The organism is Caballeronia udeis (assembly GCF_044909315.1).
Lineage (GTDB): Bacteria > Pseudomonadota > Gammaproteobacteria > Burkholderiales > Burkholderiaceae > Caballeronia > Caballeronia udeis_A.
The window spans coordinates 32303-49324 of the sequence record NZ_JBIYEB010000002.1; the positions used below are offsets into that span (position 1 = coordinate 32303).

The 17022-nt window shown below is 61.3% G+C and carries 17 protein-coding genes; 4 read left to right on the forward strand and 13 right to left on the reverse strand.

The features are described from left to right. Positions 1-57 precede the first annotated feature (57 nt). Positions 58-993: a DMT family transporter gene (locus ABH944_RS02990; RefSeq protein WP_404604653.1), complete on the reverse strand. Its 936-nt coding sequence runs from the start codon at positions 991-993 to the stop codon at positions 58-60. Between the two features lie 100 nt (positions 994-1093). Between ABH944_RS02990 and ABH944_RS02995 the strand changes: the two genes are divergently transcribed. From ABH944_RS02995 to ABH944_RS03005, 3 genes are all read left to right on the forward strand, one after another. Continuing rightward, positions 1094-2005, forward strand: coding sequence for a LysR substrate-binding domain-containing protein (locus ABH944_RS02995; protein ID WP_404604652.1), 912 nt, complete (start codon positions 1094-1096; stop codon positions 2003-2005). 185 nt (positions 2006-2190) lie between these two features. After that, positions 2191-2976: a 2-dehydro-3-deoxyglucarate aldolase gene (garL, locus tag ABH944_RS03000; protein ID WP_404604650.1), complete on the forward strand. Its 786-nt coding sequence runs from the start codon at positions 2191-2193 to the stop codon at positions 2974-2976. After that, positions 2936-3928 carry a 2-hydroxy-3-oxopropionate reductase gene (locus ABH944_RS03005; protein ID WP_404604649.1) on the forward strand — a complete coding sequence of 331 codons (993 nt, stop codon included), beginning with the start codon at positions 2936-2938 and terminating at the stop codon, positions 3926-3928. Before garL ends, ABH944_RS03005 begins: the two co-directional genes overlap by 41 nt. A gap of 81 nt (positions 3929-4009) precedes the next feature. On the opposite strand, the gene ABH944_RS03010 is transcribed toward ABH944_RS03005, so the two are convergent. The 5 genes from ABH944_RS03010 to ABH944_RS03030 all read right to left on the reverse strand — a co-directional run bounded on the left by ABH944_RS03010 (position 4010) and on the right by ABH944_RS03030 (position 7894). Then, positions 4010-4783 carry a transporter substrate-binding domain-containing protein gene (locus tag ABH944_RS03010; RefSeq protein ID WP_404604728.1) on the reverse strand — a complete coding sequence of 258 codons (774 nt, stop codon included), beginning with the start codon at positions 4781-4783 and terminating at the stop codon, positions 4010-4012. Between the two features lie 84 nt (positions 4784-4867). Next, positions 4868-5596, reverse strand: coding sequence for an amino acid ABC transporter ATP-binding protein (locus ABH944_RS03015; RefSeq protein WP_404604647.1), 729 nt, complete (start codon positions 5594-5596; stop codon positions 4868-4870). After that, entirely contained in the window at positions 5580-6233 is a 654-nt protein-coding gene (locus ABH944_RS03020; RefSeq protein WP_097263269.1) for an amino acid ABC transporter permease, read from the reverse strand. Before ABH944_RS03020 ends, ABH944_RS03015 begins: the two co-directional genes overlap by 17 nt. Further along, positions 6230-6979, reverse strand: coding sequence for an amino acid ABC transporter permease (locus ABH944_RS03025; protein ID WP_404604646.1), 750 nt, complete (start codon positions 6977-6979; stop codon positions 6230-6232). The genes ABH944_RS03020 and ABH944_RS03025 overlap by 4 nt, the downstream gene beginning before the upstream one ends. Positions 6980-7072: 93 nt before the next feature. Then, positions 7073-7894, reverse strand: coding sequence for an NAD-dependent epimerase/dehydratase family protein (locus ABH944_RS03030; protein ID WP_404604645.1), 822 nt, complete (start codon positions 7892-7894; stop codon positions 7073-7075). Positions 7895-8066: 172 nt separating this feature from the next. On the opposite strand from ABH944_RS03030, the gene ABH944_RS03035 reads away from it, so the two are divergent. Further along, positions 8067-8813 carry a FadR/GntR family transcriptional regulator gene (locus ABH944_RS03035; protein ID WP_404604644.1) on the forward strand — a complete coding sequence of 249 codons (747 nt, stop codon included), beginning with the start codon at positions 8067-8069 and terminating at the stop codon, positions 8811-8813. 22 nt (positions 8814-8835) lie between these two features. Here the strand turns inward: ABH944_RS03035 and ABH944_RS03040 are convergent, their stop codons facing one another. From ABH944_RS03040 to ABH944_RS03070, 7 genes are all read right to left on the reverse strand, one after another. Beyond that, a complete protein-coding gene (locus ABH944_RS03040) occupies positions 8836-9861 on the reverse strand; it encodes a LacI family DNA-binding transcriptional regulator (RefSeq protein ID WP_404604643.1) in 1026 nt (341 codons plus the stop codon). Between the two features lie 32 nt (positions 9862-9893). Beyond that, positions 9894-10979: an ABC transporter ATP-binding protein gene (locus ABH944_RS03045; RefSeq protein ID WP_404604642.1), complete on the reverse strand. Its 1086-nt coding sequence runs from the start codon at positions 10977-10979 to the stop codon at positions 9894-9896. 14 nt (positions 10980-10993) lie between these two features. Beyond that, the gene (locus ABH944_RS03050) at positions 10994-11878 is read right to left on the reverse strand and encodes a carbohydrate ABC transporter permease (protein ID WP_404604641.1); all 885 of its coding nucleotides are present in this window, start codon (positions 11876-11878) and stop codon (positions 10994-10996) included. After that, a complete protein-coding gene (locus ABH944_RS03055; protein WP_404604640.1) occupies positions 11875-12819 on the reverse strand; it encodes a carbohydrate ABC transporter permease in 945 nt (314 codons plus the stop codon). Before ABH944_RS03055 ends, ABH944_RS03050 begins: the two co-directional genes overlap by 4 nt. Further along, entirely contained in the window at positions 12819-14054 is a 1236-nt protein-coding gene (locus tag ABH944_RS03060) for an ABC transporter substrate-binding protein (protein WP_404604639.1), read from the reverse strand. Before ABH944_RS03060 ends, ABH944_RS03055 begins: the two co-directional genes overlap by 1 nt. A gap of 83 nt (positions 14055-14137) precedes the next feature. Then, the gene (locus ABH944_RS03065) at positions 14138-15529 is read right to left on the reverse strand and encodes a GH1 family beta-glucosidase (RefSeq protein ID WP_404604638.1); all 1392 of its coding nucleotides are present in this window, start codon (positions 15527-15529) and stop codon (positions 14138-14140) included. Between the two features lie 188 nt (positions 15530-15717). Next, positions 15718-16914 carry a GAF domain-containing sensor histidine kinase gene (locus tag ABH944_RS03070; RefSeq protein ID WP_404604637.1) on the reverse strand — a complete coding sequence of 399 codons (1197 nt, stop codon included), beginning with the start codon at positions 16912-16914 and terminating at the stop codon, positions 15718-15720. Positions 16915-17022 lie beyond the last annotated feature (108 nt).

The following is a 17022-nucleotide window of genomic DNA, read 5'->3' on the forward strand; positions in this document are numbered from 1 at the left end:
ACGCTTGGCTCGCCGTAAGGCGACTGGCCCGTCATCGCCGCAGTCGCGCGTTTCCCGCTACGCTTGTTTCCCGCAGCGTATTGGCCGCGCAATCGCGGGCGTCTGTGCCTGACGTCCGGACCGGGCCGATTGCAGGATGAACACGCCCAGCAGGATCGCCGCGATTGCGATCACATCGAGCAAACGCAATGGCTCGCTTGCCAGCACACAGCCGATGAACAACGCGACCACCGGCGGGATGTAGGTCACGCCGGCAGCGGCCATTGCGCCCATACGCTGCACGATGAAGTAATAGAGGATGTAGGCAATCCCGGTGCCCGTGAGACCAAGGCCGAGCGCAAGTCCGAGCGATGCCCGCCCGTCGTTCAGGATGCGCATGGCGCCGTGCATGTCCGTGACCAGCAGCAAGATGACAAGCGCGGTGCCGATCTGATAGCAGCACAGCGCAACCGGCGGGATGCTCAGGGGGCTGAGGAACTTGCGCGCATACACGAACGAGCAGCCCACGCTGAACGCGCCCCCGAGCATATAGAGCACACCCGGCAAACTGACCTGCGATGCCCCGCTGGTCCACGGCCGGGCAGCCAGCAGCACACCCACGAAACCCATGAGCATCCCTGCCACGCAGCGGCTGTTCAGCGGCTCCTCGCGTAAAAATATCAATGCGGCAAGAAACGAAAATAGCGGAATGGCGCCGCTGAGCATGCCCGCAACGCTCGAGAGCAGCAACGCGGTCCCCTGCGCAAACGCGAAGTAATAGACGATTGTGGCAAGCAGGGCCATCACGAGAAAATGATGCGCGTGACGCAGATGCCACCATCGTAGCGAGCGGCTTGCAAGCGCGGCGACGAGAACCGGCACAAAACCGAACAGCACACGCAGCAGCACGATCTGGCCCGTGGTAATCCAGACGGCGGCCCATTTGGTGAAGATGAAGCTGGTGCCCCAGATCACGCCGAGCAGGGCGAAAGCAACGTAGGCGGCATATTTCATGGCGGTTGTGTGAAGAGGTCGATTGGGGAGGCTATTGTCTCCATCGACCAAAACCGCTACAACTGATCTTATCTTCTCCATGAAATAGAAAAACTACGCCATGAACGTCAACCCTCCTTTGAATGCATTGCGTGCCTTCGAAGCTGCTATGAGATTGAATAGTTTTTCTCGTGCAGCCGATGAGCTTTCCGTCACGCCGGGCGCCGTCGCCCAGCAGATCAGGCATCTCGAGGAATGGCTGGGGGTTGCGCTGTTCACCCGGCACATCCGGCGAATCCAGCCCACCGCGGACGGCCTTGCATACGCGGCAAGCGTGTTGCCTCCCCTGCGCGAAATTGTGCGGGCCAGCGTTGGTCTGCGTGAACGTCATAGCCAGGGGGTCCGGGTGACCATGCCGCCGGGCTTCGCGGCAAAGTGGTTTGCCCCGCGCATGGCGCGCTTTCTGACACGCTATCCGTCGGTTGCCCTGCACGTGAGTTCGTCCACGGCGCTGGCAGCTTTCGAGTCCGAACCATTCGATCTCGCTATCCGGCATTTCGACGGCAAAGCGCCGGGCCTGGAAGCCCGGCTGCTTTGCGCCGATGCATCGCATATGTATTGCAGCCCGGAGTACGCGCAACGCCTTGCGCTGCAGCGCCCCGCTGACCTGACCCGTGCGACCTTGCTGCGCGACACGTTCCACCCGAACTGGGACGCCTGGCTGACCACATTCGCCGGACTCGATCACGGTCACATAGCGGCCATTACGAGCGTTCATGTCGATCAGACCTTGCTGGCGGTCGAGGCCGCCGTCCACGGTCAGGGGGTCTTGATCACGAGCGCCCTGCTCGTTGAAGCGGAGATTGCAGCGGGTACGTTGATCGAACCCTTCGACGCCCATCTTCCGCTGGAGAAGGCGTTTTATATCGTGCACGCGGGTGGCGCCAAGCTACGTGAACCGGTGCGCCTGTTCAGGGACTGGCTGCTCGCCGAGGCTGAGGTGCCGCCCGCGCAGGGTCGTGTGGGCCGCTAGAGCAACGGCGGAAGAACGGCGCTCATGGCAGGCGGGTAGGGGAATACGCGTGAGTGGGATCCTCAACCCGCCAAGGCACTTGCAGTTCCGAAAAGCCTCGATGTAATATGACGTCTGATAACGTATGAGATTGCCGGGATACTTCACCGTCCAACTCAAGGCGTCAAGCCGGAGGAAACCTAGCCATGACACCGTCTTTGCCTTACCAGCCTTTACCCAACACGTTTCGCCAGTCAGTCCTGAAGAGCGAAACCCGGATCGGATGCTGGGCCTCGCTCGGCAGCCCGATCACGACCGAACTGCTCGGCATGCTGGGCTTCGACTGGATCCTGCTCGACGCCGAGCACGCGCCCAACGACGTCCTCACCCTCATCCCGCAGCTCATGGCCCTCAAGGACAGCCGCAGCGCCCCGGTGGTCAGGCCGCCGGCTAATGACAGCGTGGTAATCAAGCGGCTGCTTGATAGCGGCTTCTTCAACTTCCTGATCCCCTTCGTTGACAGCGCCGCCGACGCCGCCCGCGCCGTCGCGGCCACACGCTATCCGCCCCAGGGGATTCGCGGGGTGTCGGTGGGTCATCGCGGGAATCGCTACGGAACCGTAAGCGACTATCTAAGCACCGCGAACGACAACATTTGCGTCGTGGTCCAGATCGAAAGCCGGACGGCGGTTGATGCAATCGATGAGATCCTTGCCGTCGAAGGCGTTGACGCCGTGTTCCTCGGTCCGTCGGATCTGGCGGCGTCTTATGGACACATCGGCAATCCGAATCACCCGGACGTGCAGCAGGCCATTGCCCACGTCTTCGAGCGCGCCCGTGCAGCGGGTAAAGCCAGCGGCACACTGGCGCCCGTGCAGGCCGACGCCGAACGATATCTGGCAATGGGCTGCCAGGTGATCGCGGTGTGTGCCGACATGGGCCTGCTCAGGAATGCCGCCCAAGCCGTGCAGAAACATTTCATGCAGAAGTAGCAAGACAGAAGCAGCAAGGCAGCAGGACGCACCCGGACAACTTGTGGAGATTGACATGCAGAAAGCAGGCTTCATCGGTCTTGGCATCATGGGCAAACCCATGGCCGAGAACCTCATCAAGAACGGCGTGGCGCTGGCGGCATTCACCCGCAGCGGCGTACCGGAGACGTTGACCCAGGCCGGCGCGACCGCGTGCGACAGCCCGGCCGCGGTCGTGCGCCAAGCCGACGTCATCTTCGTCATGGTGCCGGATACGCCGGACGTGGAGCGCGTGCTGTTCGGCGAGAACGGCGTGGTCGCCGCGTTGCGCGAAGGCCAGGTCGTGGTGGACATGAGCTCGATCTCGCCAATCGCGACCCGCGAGTTCGCGGCGAAGGTACGCGAGCGCGGCGCGGACTATCTGGACGCGCCGGTCTCGGGCGGCGAAGTCGGCGCAAAAGCTGCGTCGCTGACGATCATGGTCGGCGGTTCACAAGCCACCTTCGACAGCGTGAAACCCCTCTTCGACATGATGGGGAAAAACGTCTCGCTGATCGGAGAAGTTGGCGCGGGACAGATCTGCAAGCTGGCGAACCAGGTGATCGTCGCGGCGACGATCGAAGCGGTGGGCGAAGCGTTGTTGCTGGCGTCCAAGGCCGGTGTGGATGCGGAGAAAGTGCGCACCGCATTGATGGGCGGTTTCGCCTCCTCGCGCATTCTGGAAGTGCATGGCGAGCGCATGACCAAACGCACGTTCAATCCGGGCTTTCGCATTGAGTTGCATCAGAAGGATTTGAATCTCGCGCTCTCGACGGCGCAGTCGCTTGGCGTGTCGCTGCCCAACACCGCGACTTGCCAGGCGCTGTTCAATGCATGCGCCGCGCATGGCGGCAAGGCATGGGACCACTCCGGCATGGTCCGCGCGCTGGAGTACCTGGCCAATCACGAGATTGGTCAGACACCGGCGGCCTGATCTGCGTTCGTCTGAATAAGTTGACGAAATCAATGGGCATCGCGATCGACACCGCGATGCCTTTTTTCATACGATGCAGGCTTAACCCTTCGTCACGCTCGCCGGCAAATCACGGCCGTGATACTTCTTGTAGATCGCATTGAGCGTGCCGTTTTTCTGGTTCGTGCTCACCCAGTTATTGACCCACTCCTTGAGCTTCGGCTCGTCCTTGTTCATCGCAATCCCCAGGTCGAAATCCTTCTGCGGAAACTTCAATTCCAGATTGCGATTCGGCGCGCGCTTGACCATCTCGGCCAGGTTCGACGGCGTGCTGGAGAAGATATCGACCTGCCCGGTTACGACCGATGTGATCAGCGTGGCATCGTCTTCATAGCGCTGGATCTGCGCGCCCTTCGCCATTTGCGTCGTGATGGTGTCGTTGACGGTGGCACGCGTAAGACCGATTGTCTTGCCGTTCAGGTCCTCGTAATTCTTGACGGTCTCATTTTTCGTCCCGCCCACAATGATCGTGATGACCGCATAGGGAATCGAGAAGTCGACGACCTTCGCACGCTCTGGCGTGATCGACAGATCCGCTATCACCAGATCCGCGCGCTTGGCCTGCAAGGTCGGCACCCGTGCCGCATTCGTGATCTGCACGAGCTCGAGCTTCACGCCCAGGTCTTTTGCAAGCGCCGCAGCCGTATCCACATCCGATCCCGCGGGCTGAAGGTTGGCGTCGGCGTAGCTGAAGAGCGGCGTGCCCATTGCAATCGCCACCCGGATCTTGCCCGCCTTCTTGATGTCGTCGAGCTGGTCGGCCATTGCGCTGTGCGCTACGCCTGCCAGCAACAAAGCGGCGACGCAGCCGCGCATGATGAATCTGGATCCGTTGGTCTTCAAAGCAGTCTCCATTCTTATGGTCAGTTCAAAAGATTTCTTTCGCGCCCGGCTTGCACACTACAGCCCGTTGTTCAGGAACGTACGCAATTCAGGTGTCTGCGGCGCGTCAAGCATGCCGCCGCTGCCGACCTCCCACACCTTTCCCTGGTGCATATAAATGATCCGGTCCGCCATGCGCTTGGCGAACGCCATCTCGTGCGTGACCAGCAGCATGGTCATGCCGTCCTTCGCCAGATCCTCCATCACGCGCAGCACTTCGCCGGTCAGTTGCGGATCGAGCGCGGAGGTCACTTCGTCGAACAACATGACCTTCGGCGACATCGCGAGCGAGCGCGCTATCGCCACGCGCTGCTGCTGTCCGCCTGAAAGCTGCTCCGGGTACGCATCGGCTTTCTGCGCGAGGCCGACCTGATCGAGCACGCCCATTGCCACGCGGCGCGCTTCGTCGCGTCCGAGTTTCTTCACGTGGCGCAGCGCCAGCATGATGTTTTCTTCTACGGTCAGGTGGGCGAACAGGTTGTAGCTTTGAAACACGATGCCGACTTCGCGGCGCAACTGGTGCAGGTCCACCTTCGGGTCATCGACACGAATACCGCATACCTCGATCGTGCCCCGGTCGATGGTTTCCAGCCGATCGATACAACGAAGCGCCGTGCTTTTCCCTGAACCGCTCGCGCCGATCACGGCGATCATTTCGCCCTTGGCCACCTCCAGCGACACGCCCTTGAGCACCTGGTTCGAGCCGAAGCTCTTATAGACCTCCGCGAGCTTAACGATTGCCGACATTGAGCTTTTTCTCCATCGATTGGCTCCAGCGCGAGAGCGGATAACACAGCACGAAATAGAAAACCCCGACAAGCCCGAACACAAGGAACGGCTGAAAAATCGAGTTGTTGATGATCTGACCGGCGCGGGTCAATTCGACGAAACCAATCACCGAAGCAAGCGACGTCATCTTGATGACCTGCACCAGGAAACCCACCGTTGGCGGCAGCGCAAGACGCAGCGCCTGTGGAATGATCACGAGGCGCAAGGTCTGCCAGCGCGTCAGTGACAGGCATTCGGCCGCTTCCCATTGGGGCTTCGGCATGGCGTCTATACACCCGCGCCAGATGTCCCCGAGATACGCGCTGGTGTACACCATCAGCGCAAGGCCCGCGGCGACCAGTGCGGGCACCTGGAAGCCATACACGGACAAACCGAAGTAGACGATGAACAACAGGATCAGCAGCGGAATGCCCTGAATGGCTTCTATGTAGACCATCGCCGGACGGCTCAGCCAGCGGCGCGGCGAAATGCGCGCGAGCATCACGCCGAAGCCGCCGATGCTGCCCAGCACGAACGCCAGCGCAGAGAGCACGAGCGTCCACCAGATCGAGTGCACGAGATAAAACAGATGTGCCGCAGTGAAACCGCCGGTCATGCCGCACCCCCGGGAATCACGGTATCAATGCGTCCTTGATCGGGCACCGGTTTGCCGGCCCGCTCCGCGGCCTGGCGGATGACCCGCCGGCGCTTGAATGCGATCTCGCCTACGCCCCACGCAATCAGCTTGATCAACAGCGACAGCGCGAGATAAAGCAGCGCCACGACAATGTATGTTTCGAGCGAACGGAAGGTATCGGATTGCACGGTGTTCGCGGTTGCCGTGAGTTCTTCCGCCGAGATCTGCGACGCAATAGCCGAGGCCTGCATCATCAGCAGGAACTGGCTGGTCAGCGCGGGATACACCTTTTCAATGGATGGCTGAAGCATCACGTGCCAGCCGATCCGCCAGCGCGACAACCCGAGGCATTCGGCCGCCTCTATCTGCCCGCGCGGCACCGATTCGAGACCGGCGCGAATGATCTCCGCCGCATAAGCGCCGATGTTGATCACCATCGCGAGCGCGGCGGCGGCGAACGTCGGCATGCGCACGCCGAAGCTGGCCAGCCCGAAGTACAGCAGGAAGATCTGCACGAGAAACGGCGTGTTGCGCACGGCCTCGATATAGATCGAGCAGAGCCGCGACAAGAGGCGGTTCTTGCCGCGCTTGGCGAACGCCACCAGCGTCCCCAGGATCACACCAAAGAACACCGCTACGGTCGTCATCTTCAACGTCAGCCAGGCGCCTTTCAGGAAGACGGGCCAGTACGGAAGCAGCGGGCTGAAATCGAGAGAGAAAGTCATCGCAGCAATGCCGGGGTTGTTGCAGGCACGGGGGGCGTGCCTGGAGTCAGTCTTGCGGGCTTACTCAAGCATGAGCCGAACATGAGCCGGACGTTATTCGAACGGTCCGGTCGTGGTGAACGCCCCGCCCTGCAACACCGCTACGGCACTGCCGGGCTCGGGCGCCGGCTGCGCGTCGATCTTCGCCCGGAAGGGCTCCGACGAATCACGCGGCACGAACCCCAGCTTCGATGCAAACCGGTTGTCCCACCATGTGACAGCGTTGTCTGACATCCCGTAGACCACGGTATGACCGACATCCGCCGTAAACAGGCTGCGTTGCAGGAGGTCGAGCAAATCGTCGTAGCTGAGCCAGCTCGCCATCATCCGGCGGTCCTTCGGCTCCGGAAACGCCGAGCCGATACGAATGCTCACCGTCTCGATTCCGTAGCGGTCGAAATAGAACTGCGCCACGTCTTCACCGAACGATTTGGACAGGCCGTAATAGCCGTCGGGACGTCGCAACGCATGCGCGTCGATCTTCTCGTCCTGCCGGTAAAACCCGGTCACGTGATTGGAACTGGCGAAGATGATGCGCTTGACGCCGTGCCGCCGAGCCCCTTCGTAGAGGTTGTAAACCCCTTTGATATTGGCTTCCAGCACCTCCTCGAAGGGCCGTTCCACCGATACCCCGCCGAGATGGATGACCGCGTCGCAGCCGGCCACGAGCGCGTCGACCGCCTGCTTGTCCGAGAGATCGCAAGGGATGACTTCCTCATGCGGCGCCGCGTCCGGGGGCAATGCCGCCGACAGGTCCGAGACCCTGATCTTGTCCGCGAACGAGGCCACGCGCGAACGGATGACCTTGCCTACGCCGCCGGCAGCGCCGGTCAGCAACAGGCGTTTAAACGGGACTGCGTGTTCTTGATTGGCCATGTAAGCCTGTCTCCAATAAGCGCGGCTACCGGGAGTTTTCATGCTCCTTTCGGTCGAATAGGCCGCTTGATCCGGCTTTTATTGTACGTTGTCATATGACTACAGCGTGCATATAATCATTCGCACATTCGTTTGTCAACTTTGGCGAAACATTATCCCAATCGAGGTAGCCGTGCAGAGACCGACTCGTGCTCTCTTCGAAACCCCGGCGTACCACTCGGTACGGCGCAGCCTGACGACCGAAGTGGTCGATGCGCTGCGCCAGCAGATCGAAACCGACGAACTCAAAGTTGGCGACCGGCTCGCGACCGAAGCCGAAATGGTCCAGCGCTTCAGCGTGAGCCGCACGGTTGTACGCGAGGCGCTGTCGAAGCTGCAGGCTGCGGGATTGGTGGAGACGCGGCACGGCATTGGCACCTTCGTCTGCGAGGCGCCGGGCAGAGGGCTCTTTCAGCTCGATCCGGCGGACGTGGCGGGTTCCATCGACGCCCTCGCCGTGCTTGAGTTGCGCATCAGCCTGGAGACGGAGAGCGCGGGCCTGGCTGCTGCGCGATGCGATAAAACGCAGATCGCTGCCATGCGGCGCGCGCTGAATGATTTCGAGCGCAACCTGGGCGAGGCAAACGGGACCATCTCGCCCGATATCCGCTTTCACCTGGAAATCGCGCATGCCACGGGCAACCGCTATTTCGTGGACATCATGACCCACCTCGGCACTCACATGATCCCCCGCACCCGCCTCACCGCCACGCAGATTCCGCCCGCCCGGTACGCGGACTATCTGACCCGCGTGAATCGCGAGCACGAGCAGATCTGCGATGCCATCGAGCGGGGTGACGCCGACTCGGCGCGTACCGCCATGCGGCTCCATCTGATCAACAGCCGCGAACGGCTGCGGCGGGCGCAAGAAGGCATCTGAACGCTACGCTACGCACGTTGCGTCAGGTCGTACGCAGTCGTTTGGCTGGAGCGGCGACCGACGCACGGTTCGTCACGGTCACGGGAAACTTGCGATAAATCGTGTAGTCCGTCCCGTAACACTCGTTGAGCAACCATCGAACGGCGTTCTGCGTGAGGTCGGCGGTCGGTATGTGGACCGAGGTCAGGCCCGGTGCGGAGAATGCAGCCGAGTAGTCATCGTCGTAACCGACTACCGACATCTCGTCCGGCACCGAAATGCCCGCTTGCTGCAAACACGACAAGGCGCCGATCGCCATGGTGTCGTTGGCGCAGAACAGCCCGGTAAACCTTTTCTTCGACGCCAGCAGTTGCTTCGCCGAGTCATATCCGCCGTCGGGCGAAAAGTCCGATTCGATCAACTGGACCTCGGTCCGGTCAATGCCGTTGCGCGCGAGCTCTTCGAAGAATCCTGCGATCCGCGCGTAATTGTCGGAAGCCTGGAAAGGCCCTGAAATCACGGCGATTTTCTTGTGTTTGTGCGCCAGCAGCGTCTGCGCCGCCAGTACCCCGCCCCGGTGATGATCCGCGCAAAACGACGCCTCCGGCATCTGCGCGAAGTCGCGATTGAGGAACACCATTTTCGGATGCATGCGATGCATCTTGACGAGGTCGTCGTCATGCAGGTCATGGCTCGTCACCACTACGCCATCGCAATCGCGGCCAATCAGGAACTGCACCGCTTCAATTGCCTGGTCGCGCGGCGGGTCGTCGCCGCAGCCCGTCGCCACCACCACATGGCGATGCACCTTGCGCAACTCCATGTCGGTCTGCTTGAGGATCGTGCCGTAGTACGGGCCGAAGAACGTCGGCACGAAGATGCCGATCATGCCGAGCGATTGCGTTGACAGCGCCCGCCCGATCGATGAAGGCCGGAAATTCAATTCGGCAATCGCGGCCTGCACGCGCGCGAGCGCATCGGCTGAAACAGGTCCGCGGCCGGAAATTGCACGCGATGCCGTGGACATGCCCACGCCGGCAAGAACCGCGACGTCCTTCAGGGTTGCCACTGTTACTCCGTGAATAAGGGCTTCATGCTGGCTTAGAGCCGGTCACCGCTGGTTTCGTCGAAGAGCGAAATACGCTTGCTGTCGATGGAAAAGCCCGTGGTCTCGTCAACCGCCGCCGTCGCCGTGTCCTGCACGATCGACGCGATTTGGGCGCCATGATAATCGAGCCAAATTACCCGGTGATTGCCCATGGGTTCAACCAGCGACACCGTGCCGCGATATCCGAACGCCGGATCGATGGAGACATCCTCCGGGCGCGCGCCGAGCACGCACGGTTGATTCTCCGGCGGTGACTGCAGAAACGGATAGGCGGAAACGTCAATGTCGACGTGCTCATTGCGAAACCGCACGGCACCGCCCTCGCGACGCAGCGTCCCTTTCAGCAGGTTCATGCCGGGCGAGCCGAGAAACGTGGCAACAAACAGGTTATCCGGATGCGCATAGACCTGAGCAGGCGTGCCGATCTGCTGGATCACACCACCGCGCATGACGGCCATGCGGGTTGCGAGTGTCATTGCTTCGACCTGGTCGTGCGTCACGTAGATCATCGTGGCGCCCAGACGCTTATGCAGTTGCTTCAGCTCACGCCTGAGCTCCGTGCGCAGTTTTGCGTCGAGGTTCGACAGCGGTTCGTCGAACAGGAACACGTCCGCTTCACGCACGATCGCCCGGCCGATCGCCACGCGCTGGCGCTGCCCGCCCGACAGTTGCGCGGGCCTGCGCTTGAGCAACGGGCCAAGCTGCAACATCTCGGCCGCACGCGTGACGCGCCGCTCGATCTCCGCCTTGGGCGTGCCGGCAATACGCAAGCCGAACGAGAGATTGCGCTCGACGTTCATGGTCGGATAGAGCGCGTAAGACTGGAACACGAGCGCGATACCCCGATCTTTCGGATCGGCCCAGGTCATATCCTGGCCACCTATTTCGATGCTGCCGCCGCTCACATCGATCAACCCCGCAATGCTGTGCAGCAAGGTGGATTTACCGCAACCCGAAGGCCCGAGCAAGACGAGAAACTCGCCCGGTTCAACCTCAAGGTCGAGCGACTCGATGATCGTATGGGAGCCAAGCTGGATCTCCAGGTCGCGGATTGAAACGTTCGACATGACTGTAGACATGAATGAGTCCTGGACTAACCCTTGACCGCACCGGAGGCAATGCCGCGGACGAACCAGCGACCCGAAACGAAATAGATGGCAAGCGGCACCATGGACGTGAGGATGGTCGCCGCCATGTTGACGTTGTAGAGGCGTTCGCCTGTCGTGGTATTGATGATGTTGTTCAGTTGTACTGTCATCGGCAGGTTCCGGGTTCCTGCAAAAACGAGACCCAGGATAAAGTCGTTCCAGATCCCGGTGACCTGCATGATGATGGCGACCACGATGATCGGCGTGGACATGGGCACCATGAGCTGCAGGAAGATGCGCCAGAAACCGCCGCCGTCCACGCGCGCTGCCTGGAAGAGTTCATGCGGCAGAGCCGCGTAGTAGTTGCGGAACAGCAGGGTCATCACGGGCATGCCGAAGATGGTGTGGATCAGCACAATGCCGGGCAACGAGCTGAACAAATGCACCGTTGCAAGCACCCGGACGAGCGGATAGACCATTACCTGCACCGGGATGAATGCGCCCACCAACAGGATGGCGAACAGCGCCGTGGCCCCACGCGGTTTCCAGAACGACAACGCGTAGCCGTTCACCGCGCCGACCAGGATGGACAGGACCGTACTCGGCACGACAATGCGCACCGAGTTCCAGAAGCCCACCTGGATGCCCTGGCAATCCAGTCCCGTACAGGCCGATTGCCACGCGACACGCCATGCATCCAGGGTGAAATGCACCGGCAGCGACAGGATATTGCCTAGCCGGATTTCGGTCATCGGCTTGACTGACGTGACGAGCATCACATACAGCGGCAGCAGGAAAAACAAGGCTGAAGTCAGCAGGAACGCATATACGCCCAAGCGCGCGGGCGTAAAGCGCGACCTGCGTTTTAACGGCTGGCGTGGCGCGTTCATCGGGAATCCCTGAGCCGCAGCGCGCGGCTGCGAATATAGAAGACCGGCGCGAGAATCGCGAGCACGGTAACGAGAAGAACGATGGAAGCCGCCGATGCCAGCCCGAGATTCGCGCGTCCGAACAGGTAGTCCATGATGAACTTCGCGGGCACTTCGCTTGCCGTGCCGGGGCCGCCTTGCGTCATGGCGACAACCGCGTCGTAGAGTTTGATGACCATCACGAACAACAGGATGAAGGCCGTTGAAATGGACGCCCCCAACATGGGGATGACAATGCTGACATACACACGCCAGCGTGGAATGCCGTCTATGCGCGCGGCCTTCCAGATCTCTTCGTCAATGCCGCGCAATCCTGCGAGCAACAAAGCCATCACGAGTCCCGACGCCTGCCAGACCGTTGCGATCACGAGCGTATAGATCACGCGATCCTGATCGACGATCCAGTCGAAACGCGCGTGCGTAAAACCGATCCTGTGCAGCACTTCCTGGATACCCAGTTCCGGATTCAGGATCCACTGCCACACCAGACCCGTTGCAACGAAGGACATCGCGTACGGATACAGGAACACCGTTCGCAGCGCACCCTCCGCCATCACCTTCTGGTCGATGAACACCGCCAGCAGCAAACCGATCGCGAGGCACAGGACGATAAACAAAATCCCGTAGACCACGATGTTTTGCAGCGACAGCATCCACCTGTCGTTATTGAAAAGCCGTACGTATTGCGACACGCCCGCGAAGCTGTTCGATGCAAACGTGCGCGAGTTGGTGAACGACGTGCGCAAGCTCCATAACATCGTGCCGAGATAGGCGAACACCACGGTGAGCACCATCGGCAACAACGCGATATAAGCTGCCAGCGAAAACCGCTTCCTCAGCGGCTTGCGCTTCGCGTGACTGACCGGAGCACGCAGGGTCTTGCCCGCGGGCGTGGACGCCATCAGCTTTTCAGCCCGCTGGCGAAGGCCTTTTGTGCATCCTCCACCGACTGGTTCTTGTTCCAGAAGTTGGTGATGACGTCCTGCAACGCACCATTGATGTCAGGCGGCGTCAGCATTTCCGGATTCGGCAATTGCCGCGACTTGTCCTTCATGATCGCAATGCCCTCCTTCGCGCACATGTCGAGACTCGAATCGTCGATGTCCGAGCGAATCGGAATCGAGCCCTTCTTCGCACTGAACGCAACCTGCGCAGCCGGTGACGTCATGACCGTCGCCAGCAATTTTTGCGCCTTGACGACGTTGGGGTCGTCGGTCTTCGGGAAGACGAACGCATCGCCCGCGACAAGATACGGCGAATGCGGACCAAAGCCCGGGAAGCAGCCGAAGTCCTTGCCCGCGGTTTGGTTGGCTGCGGAGAACTCGCCCTTCGCCCAGTCGCCCATGATCTGCACGCCGGCCTTGCCGGAAATCACCAGCGCGGTGGCGTCGTTCCAGTTGCGGCCCGGTGAGCCCGGATCAATATAGTTGTGCAGGCGCTTGAACTGCGTCAGCACCTTCTTGAACGCATCGGACTTGACCGCGTTCACATCGCGATCGCGGTATACCTTCAGATACAGGTCCGGGCCGCCGACGTCGGCAAACACGGCGTCGAAGGTGATCTTCTCCTGCCACGCCTGACCGCCGAGCGCGAGCGGGATCACGCCGGCCGCTTTCAGCTTGTCCAGATCCGCGATGAATTCATCGTAGGTGGCCGGCTCTTTCGTGATCCCTGCTTTCTGGAACGCGGGCTTCGAATAGAAGAACCAGGCCGGCATGTGGATATCCACGGGCGCTGCGTAGTAGTGCCCGTTCGACTTGATGCTATCAATGATCGACGGCGGGAAGATCTTGTCCCAGTTTTCCTTGGCCGCCACATCGTCCACGTTATTCAGCAGCCCCTGGTCGATGATGTCGTGGAATTGCTTCGATGTATTGAACTGCGCGGCGGTCGGCGGATCGCCGCCCATGATGCGGTTGATTGCAGTCGAGCGCGCCTGGTCCGCACCGGCCACGGCCTGGTCGATCCACAAGCCGCCGGCCTTGTTATAGGCATCGGCGAACTGCTTGATGGCGGCTGATTCGCCACCCGATGTCCACCAGTGGATCACGGTAGCCTTCAACGGATCCGCGTGCGCTGCACCGCTCGCCGCAACGGCTGCGATGACACTGACGACCAGTTTCTTCATGCTGTTCATTGAGTCTCCTCCGGGCTATGTCTTCCATTTGGCCCTGTAGTCCATTTGGTCCAACGGCTTCGGCATTGAAATCGAACTGCGGGTCAGGCGGGGGCGGTTGCCTTGGTGTTACGTTCTTCAAGAAACTTCGCAACCAGTTCGGCGCTGCGTTTCATGGTGCGTTTCTGGGTCTTGTAGTCGACATGAAACACGCCAAAACGGCGTTCGTAACCGAAGGCCCATTCGAAGTTATCCAGCAGCGACCAGATGAAATATCCGCGTATGTCGACGCCGGCTTTGATCGCGCTATCCACGGCCGCGAGATGCCGCTTGAGGAACGAGATGCGCTGCGAATCATCGACACGTCCATCGACCACTTTGTCGTCCGATGCCATCCCGTTCTCGGTGATATAGATCGGCGGCAGCGACGCATAGGTCTTGTTGAATCCGATCAGCAGGTCGCGCAGGCCATCGGGATGAATCTCCCAGCCCATCTGCGTGCGCTCGACACCCGGCAACGGCACTTCCGTGAAACCATGCGCGCCATCGCTCTTCACATTGGTACGGAAGTAATAGTTGATGCCGAGGAAATCGAGCGGCGCGCCGATGGTTTCCATATCGCCGTCGAGCACGAGCGGCTCGGTGCCCGGCCATAGTTCGAAAAGGTCCTTGGGGTAGGCCTTTTTCAACAGCGGATCGAGTATCCATGCGTTGTGCTGGACTTCGAAGAGATGCGCGGCGCGGACATCGGCTTCGCTGTTGGAGTCAGGGGTGCCGCGGCCCACATTCGCGACAATGCCCTTCAGCGACGCGGGATCGTTGGCCCGCAGGACCGGCACGGCAGTGCCGTGCGCGAGCAGCAGGTGATGCATGGCCTGGGTCGCATAGCGGTCGTTCGCGAGGCCCGGCGCATGATGGCCGTTGCCATAGCCGAGGTACGCGGAGCACCAGGGTTCGTTGAGCGTGGCCCAGGCATCGACCTGACCGCTGAGTTCGCGGCTCATCAGGTCGGCGTAATCGGCGAAGCGATACGCCGTGTCGCGATTCAGCCAGCCGCCGCGGTCTTCCAGATATTGCGGCAGGTCCCAGTGATAGAGCGTGACAAACGTCTTGAGGCCCTTCTCTTTCAGGCGCCCGATCAGGCGCTTGTAGAAGTCGATGCCCTTTTGATTCGGGCGCCCCGCTTCGTCCATCACGCGCGGCCACGCAATGGACAGACGATAAGCGTCCACGTTAAGCGTAGAGAGCAGGTCGAGGTCCGACTCCCACCGATGATAGTGATCGCAAGCGACCTCACCGGTGTCGCCGGCCAGCACATTGCCGGGTGTGGCCGAGAACGTGTCCCAGATCGACAGAAGCCGGCCGTCTTCGTTGACGGCGCCTTCGATCTGATAAGAGGCGGTGGCCGCGCCGAGCAGAAAGTCTCGTCGCCAGAGGGCCGAATCGGAAGGAGGAGAAAACGGATCGCTGGAGACAATGGATGCGTCGAGTGCCACGAGGACTCCTTTTGAGCGGTGGAGTGGAAGCGCTTCCACAAGCGCTTGCGAACGATAGCAGCGCCGAATTGGCACGGACAATACGGGTTTGTATGGAGAGGGTTTGGGGGGACTGAACGACGCGATCGTCGCAAGGGAGAGGGGGCGCTACGGCCCCAATGGCGGATGTTTACGCTGGTGGCTGGCGCTCACGCCGCCTCACCCGCCGGAATCCGTGCCACAAAACAAGTCCCCGTCTGCGCCGACGAACCCACGGACAACGTGCCGCCGTGCGCCTTGACGATCTGCGAGCAAATATAGAGTCCCAACCCCAGCCCGCCACCCGGCTGACTGCTGGCCGGCCGCCAGTAAGGCTCGAAGACTTTCTCCAGGTCTTGGGGCGCGATCGGCGCACCGTCGTTGGAAACGGAGATCGCGAGCGCGCCGGCATCCACTGTCACCACCACCCGCACCGGCTGGTCCGGCGAGCCGTGTGTCAACGCATTGGCCAGCAGGTTCGACAGCAGTTGCTGGATGCGCCCACGGTCGCAGCAGACGCGGCCGTCCACCGCGATCTGCTCCAGGACAACGCGTCCCGGATTTGCATCGCGCAGTTCCGAGACCACATGGCGCAGCAAGTCGGCGAGATCGTCGGCCGGAGCAAGCGACACGCCAATACCCGTACCCAGCCGGCCGCGTGCGAAATCAAGCACGTCGTCTATCAGGCGCGACATGCGCCGCGTAGTCGCCCGCAAGCGCGTGCCGATGCTCACCAGTTCCGGTTCGCTGCTGCGTCGCGCCAGCCATTCCGCGGTTGCGCCCACGGCAGCCAGCGGATTGCGCAGATCGTGGCCAAGCACGGCAATGAACTGCTCGCGCAACTCGGCGGTCGTCCGCTCGTCGAGCAGTGCGGCTTCGGTCGCCGAGCGTTCGGTCTCGCTCTCCAGTTGCAGGGCGATCAGTTCTGCGAAGAGCGTGAACATGGTGAGCGTGCGTGCGTCCGACACGAGCGCGGGACGCGGATCGATTGCGCACAGGTTGCCGAAATAGTCGCCGTTCGGGAGGATGATCGGCACCGAGATATAACTCTCGATGTTGTAGATGCGGGGCGTATGGTGTTCGCGGTAAACCGGATCAGTGCTCGCATGGTCGACAACAACAGGCTGGCGCGTGGCGCGCGACTCGCTGCACAGCGTGGTGTGGACGTCGAGCTGGCCGCCGGGCAACAGCCCGAACTGAATGTTGTCCTGCACGGCGCAGGCGGTCCAGGTTCCCTCGGTGACACGCGCCACCGCCGCAAAACCGAGGCCGGTGTTTTTGCAGATCACCCGCAGCATGGAGGGGACGGCGCCGATCCGGCCGATGGTGGCCACGTCGCGGGCAATGGCTTCGTCGCTGTCATCCATGGTGAGCGGCAAAGCTCCATAAACAGGGTTCAAAATTCTACCTCTCGGTGCTCTGCATCCTGGTTCGGTAACGCGCCCAATTGTACGGGTCAGGTTGCTCGCGCCAGG

Excerpts from the sequence above, each read along its gene's own strand:
- ABH944_RS02990 (WP_404604653.1), bottom strand. The coding sequence starts at position 993 with ATGAAATATGCCGCCTACGTTGCTTTCGCCCTGCTCGGCGTGATCTGG.
- ABH944_RS02995 (WP_404604652.1), top strand. The coding sequence starts at position 1,094 with ATGAACGTCAACCCTCCTTTGAATGCATTGCGTGCCTTCGAAGCTGCT.
- garL (WP_404604650.1), top strand. The coding sequence starts at position 2,191 with ATGACACCGTCTTTGCCTTACCAGCCTTTACCCAACACGTTTCGCCAG.
- ABH944_RS03005 (WP_404604649.1), top strand. The coding sequence starts at position 2,936 with ATGCCGCCCAAGCCGTGCAGAAACATTTCATGCAGAAGTAGCAAGACA.
- ABH944_RS03010 (WP_404604728.1), bottom strand. The coding sequence starts at position 4,783 with ATGCGCGGCTGCGTCGCCGCTTTGTTGCTGGCAGGCGTAGCGCACAGC.
- ABH944_RS03015 (WP_404604647.1), bottom strand. The coding sequence starts at position 5,596 with ATGTCGGCAATCGTTAAGCTCGCGGAGGTCTATAAGAGCTTCGGCTCG.
- ABH944_RS03020 (WP_097263269.1), bottom strand. The coding sequence starts at position 6,233 with ATGACCGGCGGTTTCACTGCGGCACATCTGTTTTATCTCGTGCACTCG.
- ABH944_RS03025 (WP_404604646.1), bottom strand. The coding sequence starts at position 6,979 with ATGACTTTCTCTCTCGATTTCAGCCCGCTGCTTCCGTACTGGCCCGTC.
- ABH944_RS03030 (WP_404604645.1), bottom strand. The coding sequence starts at position 7,894 with ATGGCCAATCAAGAACACGCAGTCCCGTTTAAACGCCTGTTGCTGACC.
- ABH944_RS03045 (WP_404604642.1), bottom strand. The coding sequence starts at position 10,979 with ATGTCTACAGTCATGTCGAACGTTTCAATCCGCGACCTGGAGATCCAG.
- ABH944_RS03050 (WP_404604641.1), bottom strand. The coding sequence starts at position 11,878 with ATGAACGCGCCACGCCAGCCGTTAAAACGCAGGTCGCGCTTTACGCCC.
- ABH944_RS03055 (WP_404604640.1), bottom strand. The coding sequence starts at position 12,819 with ATGGCGTCCACGCCCGCGGGCAAGACCCTGCGTGCTCCGGTCAGTCAC.
- ABH944_RS03060 (WP_404604639.1), bottom strand. The coding sequence starts at position 14,054 with ATGAACAGCATGAAGAAACTGGTCGTCAGTGTCATCGCAGCCGTTGCG.
- ABH944_RS03070 (WP_404604637.1), bottom strand. The coding sequence starts at position 16,914 with ATGGATGACAGCGACGAAGCCATTGCCCGCGACGTGGCCACCATCGGC.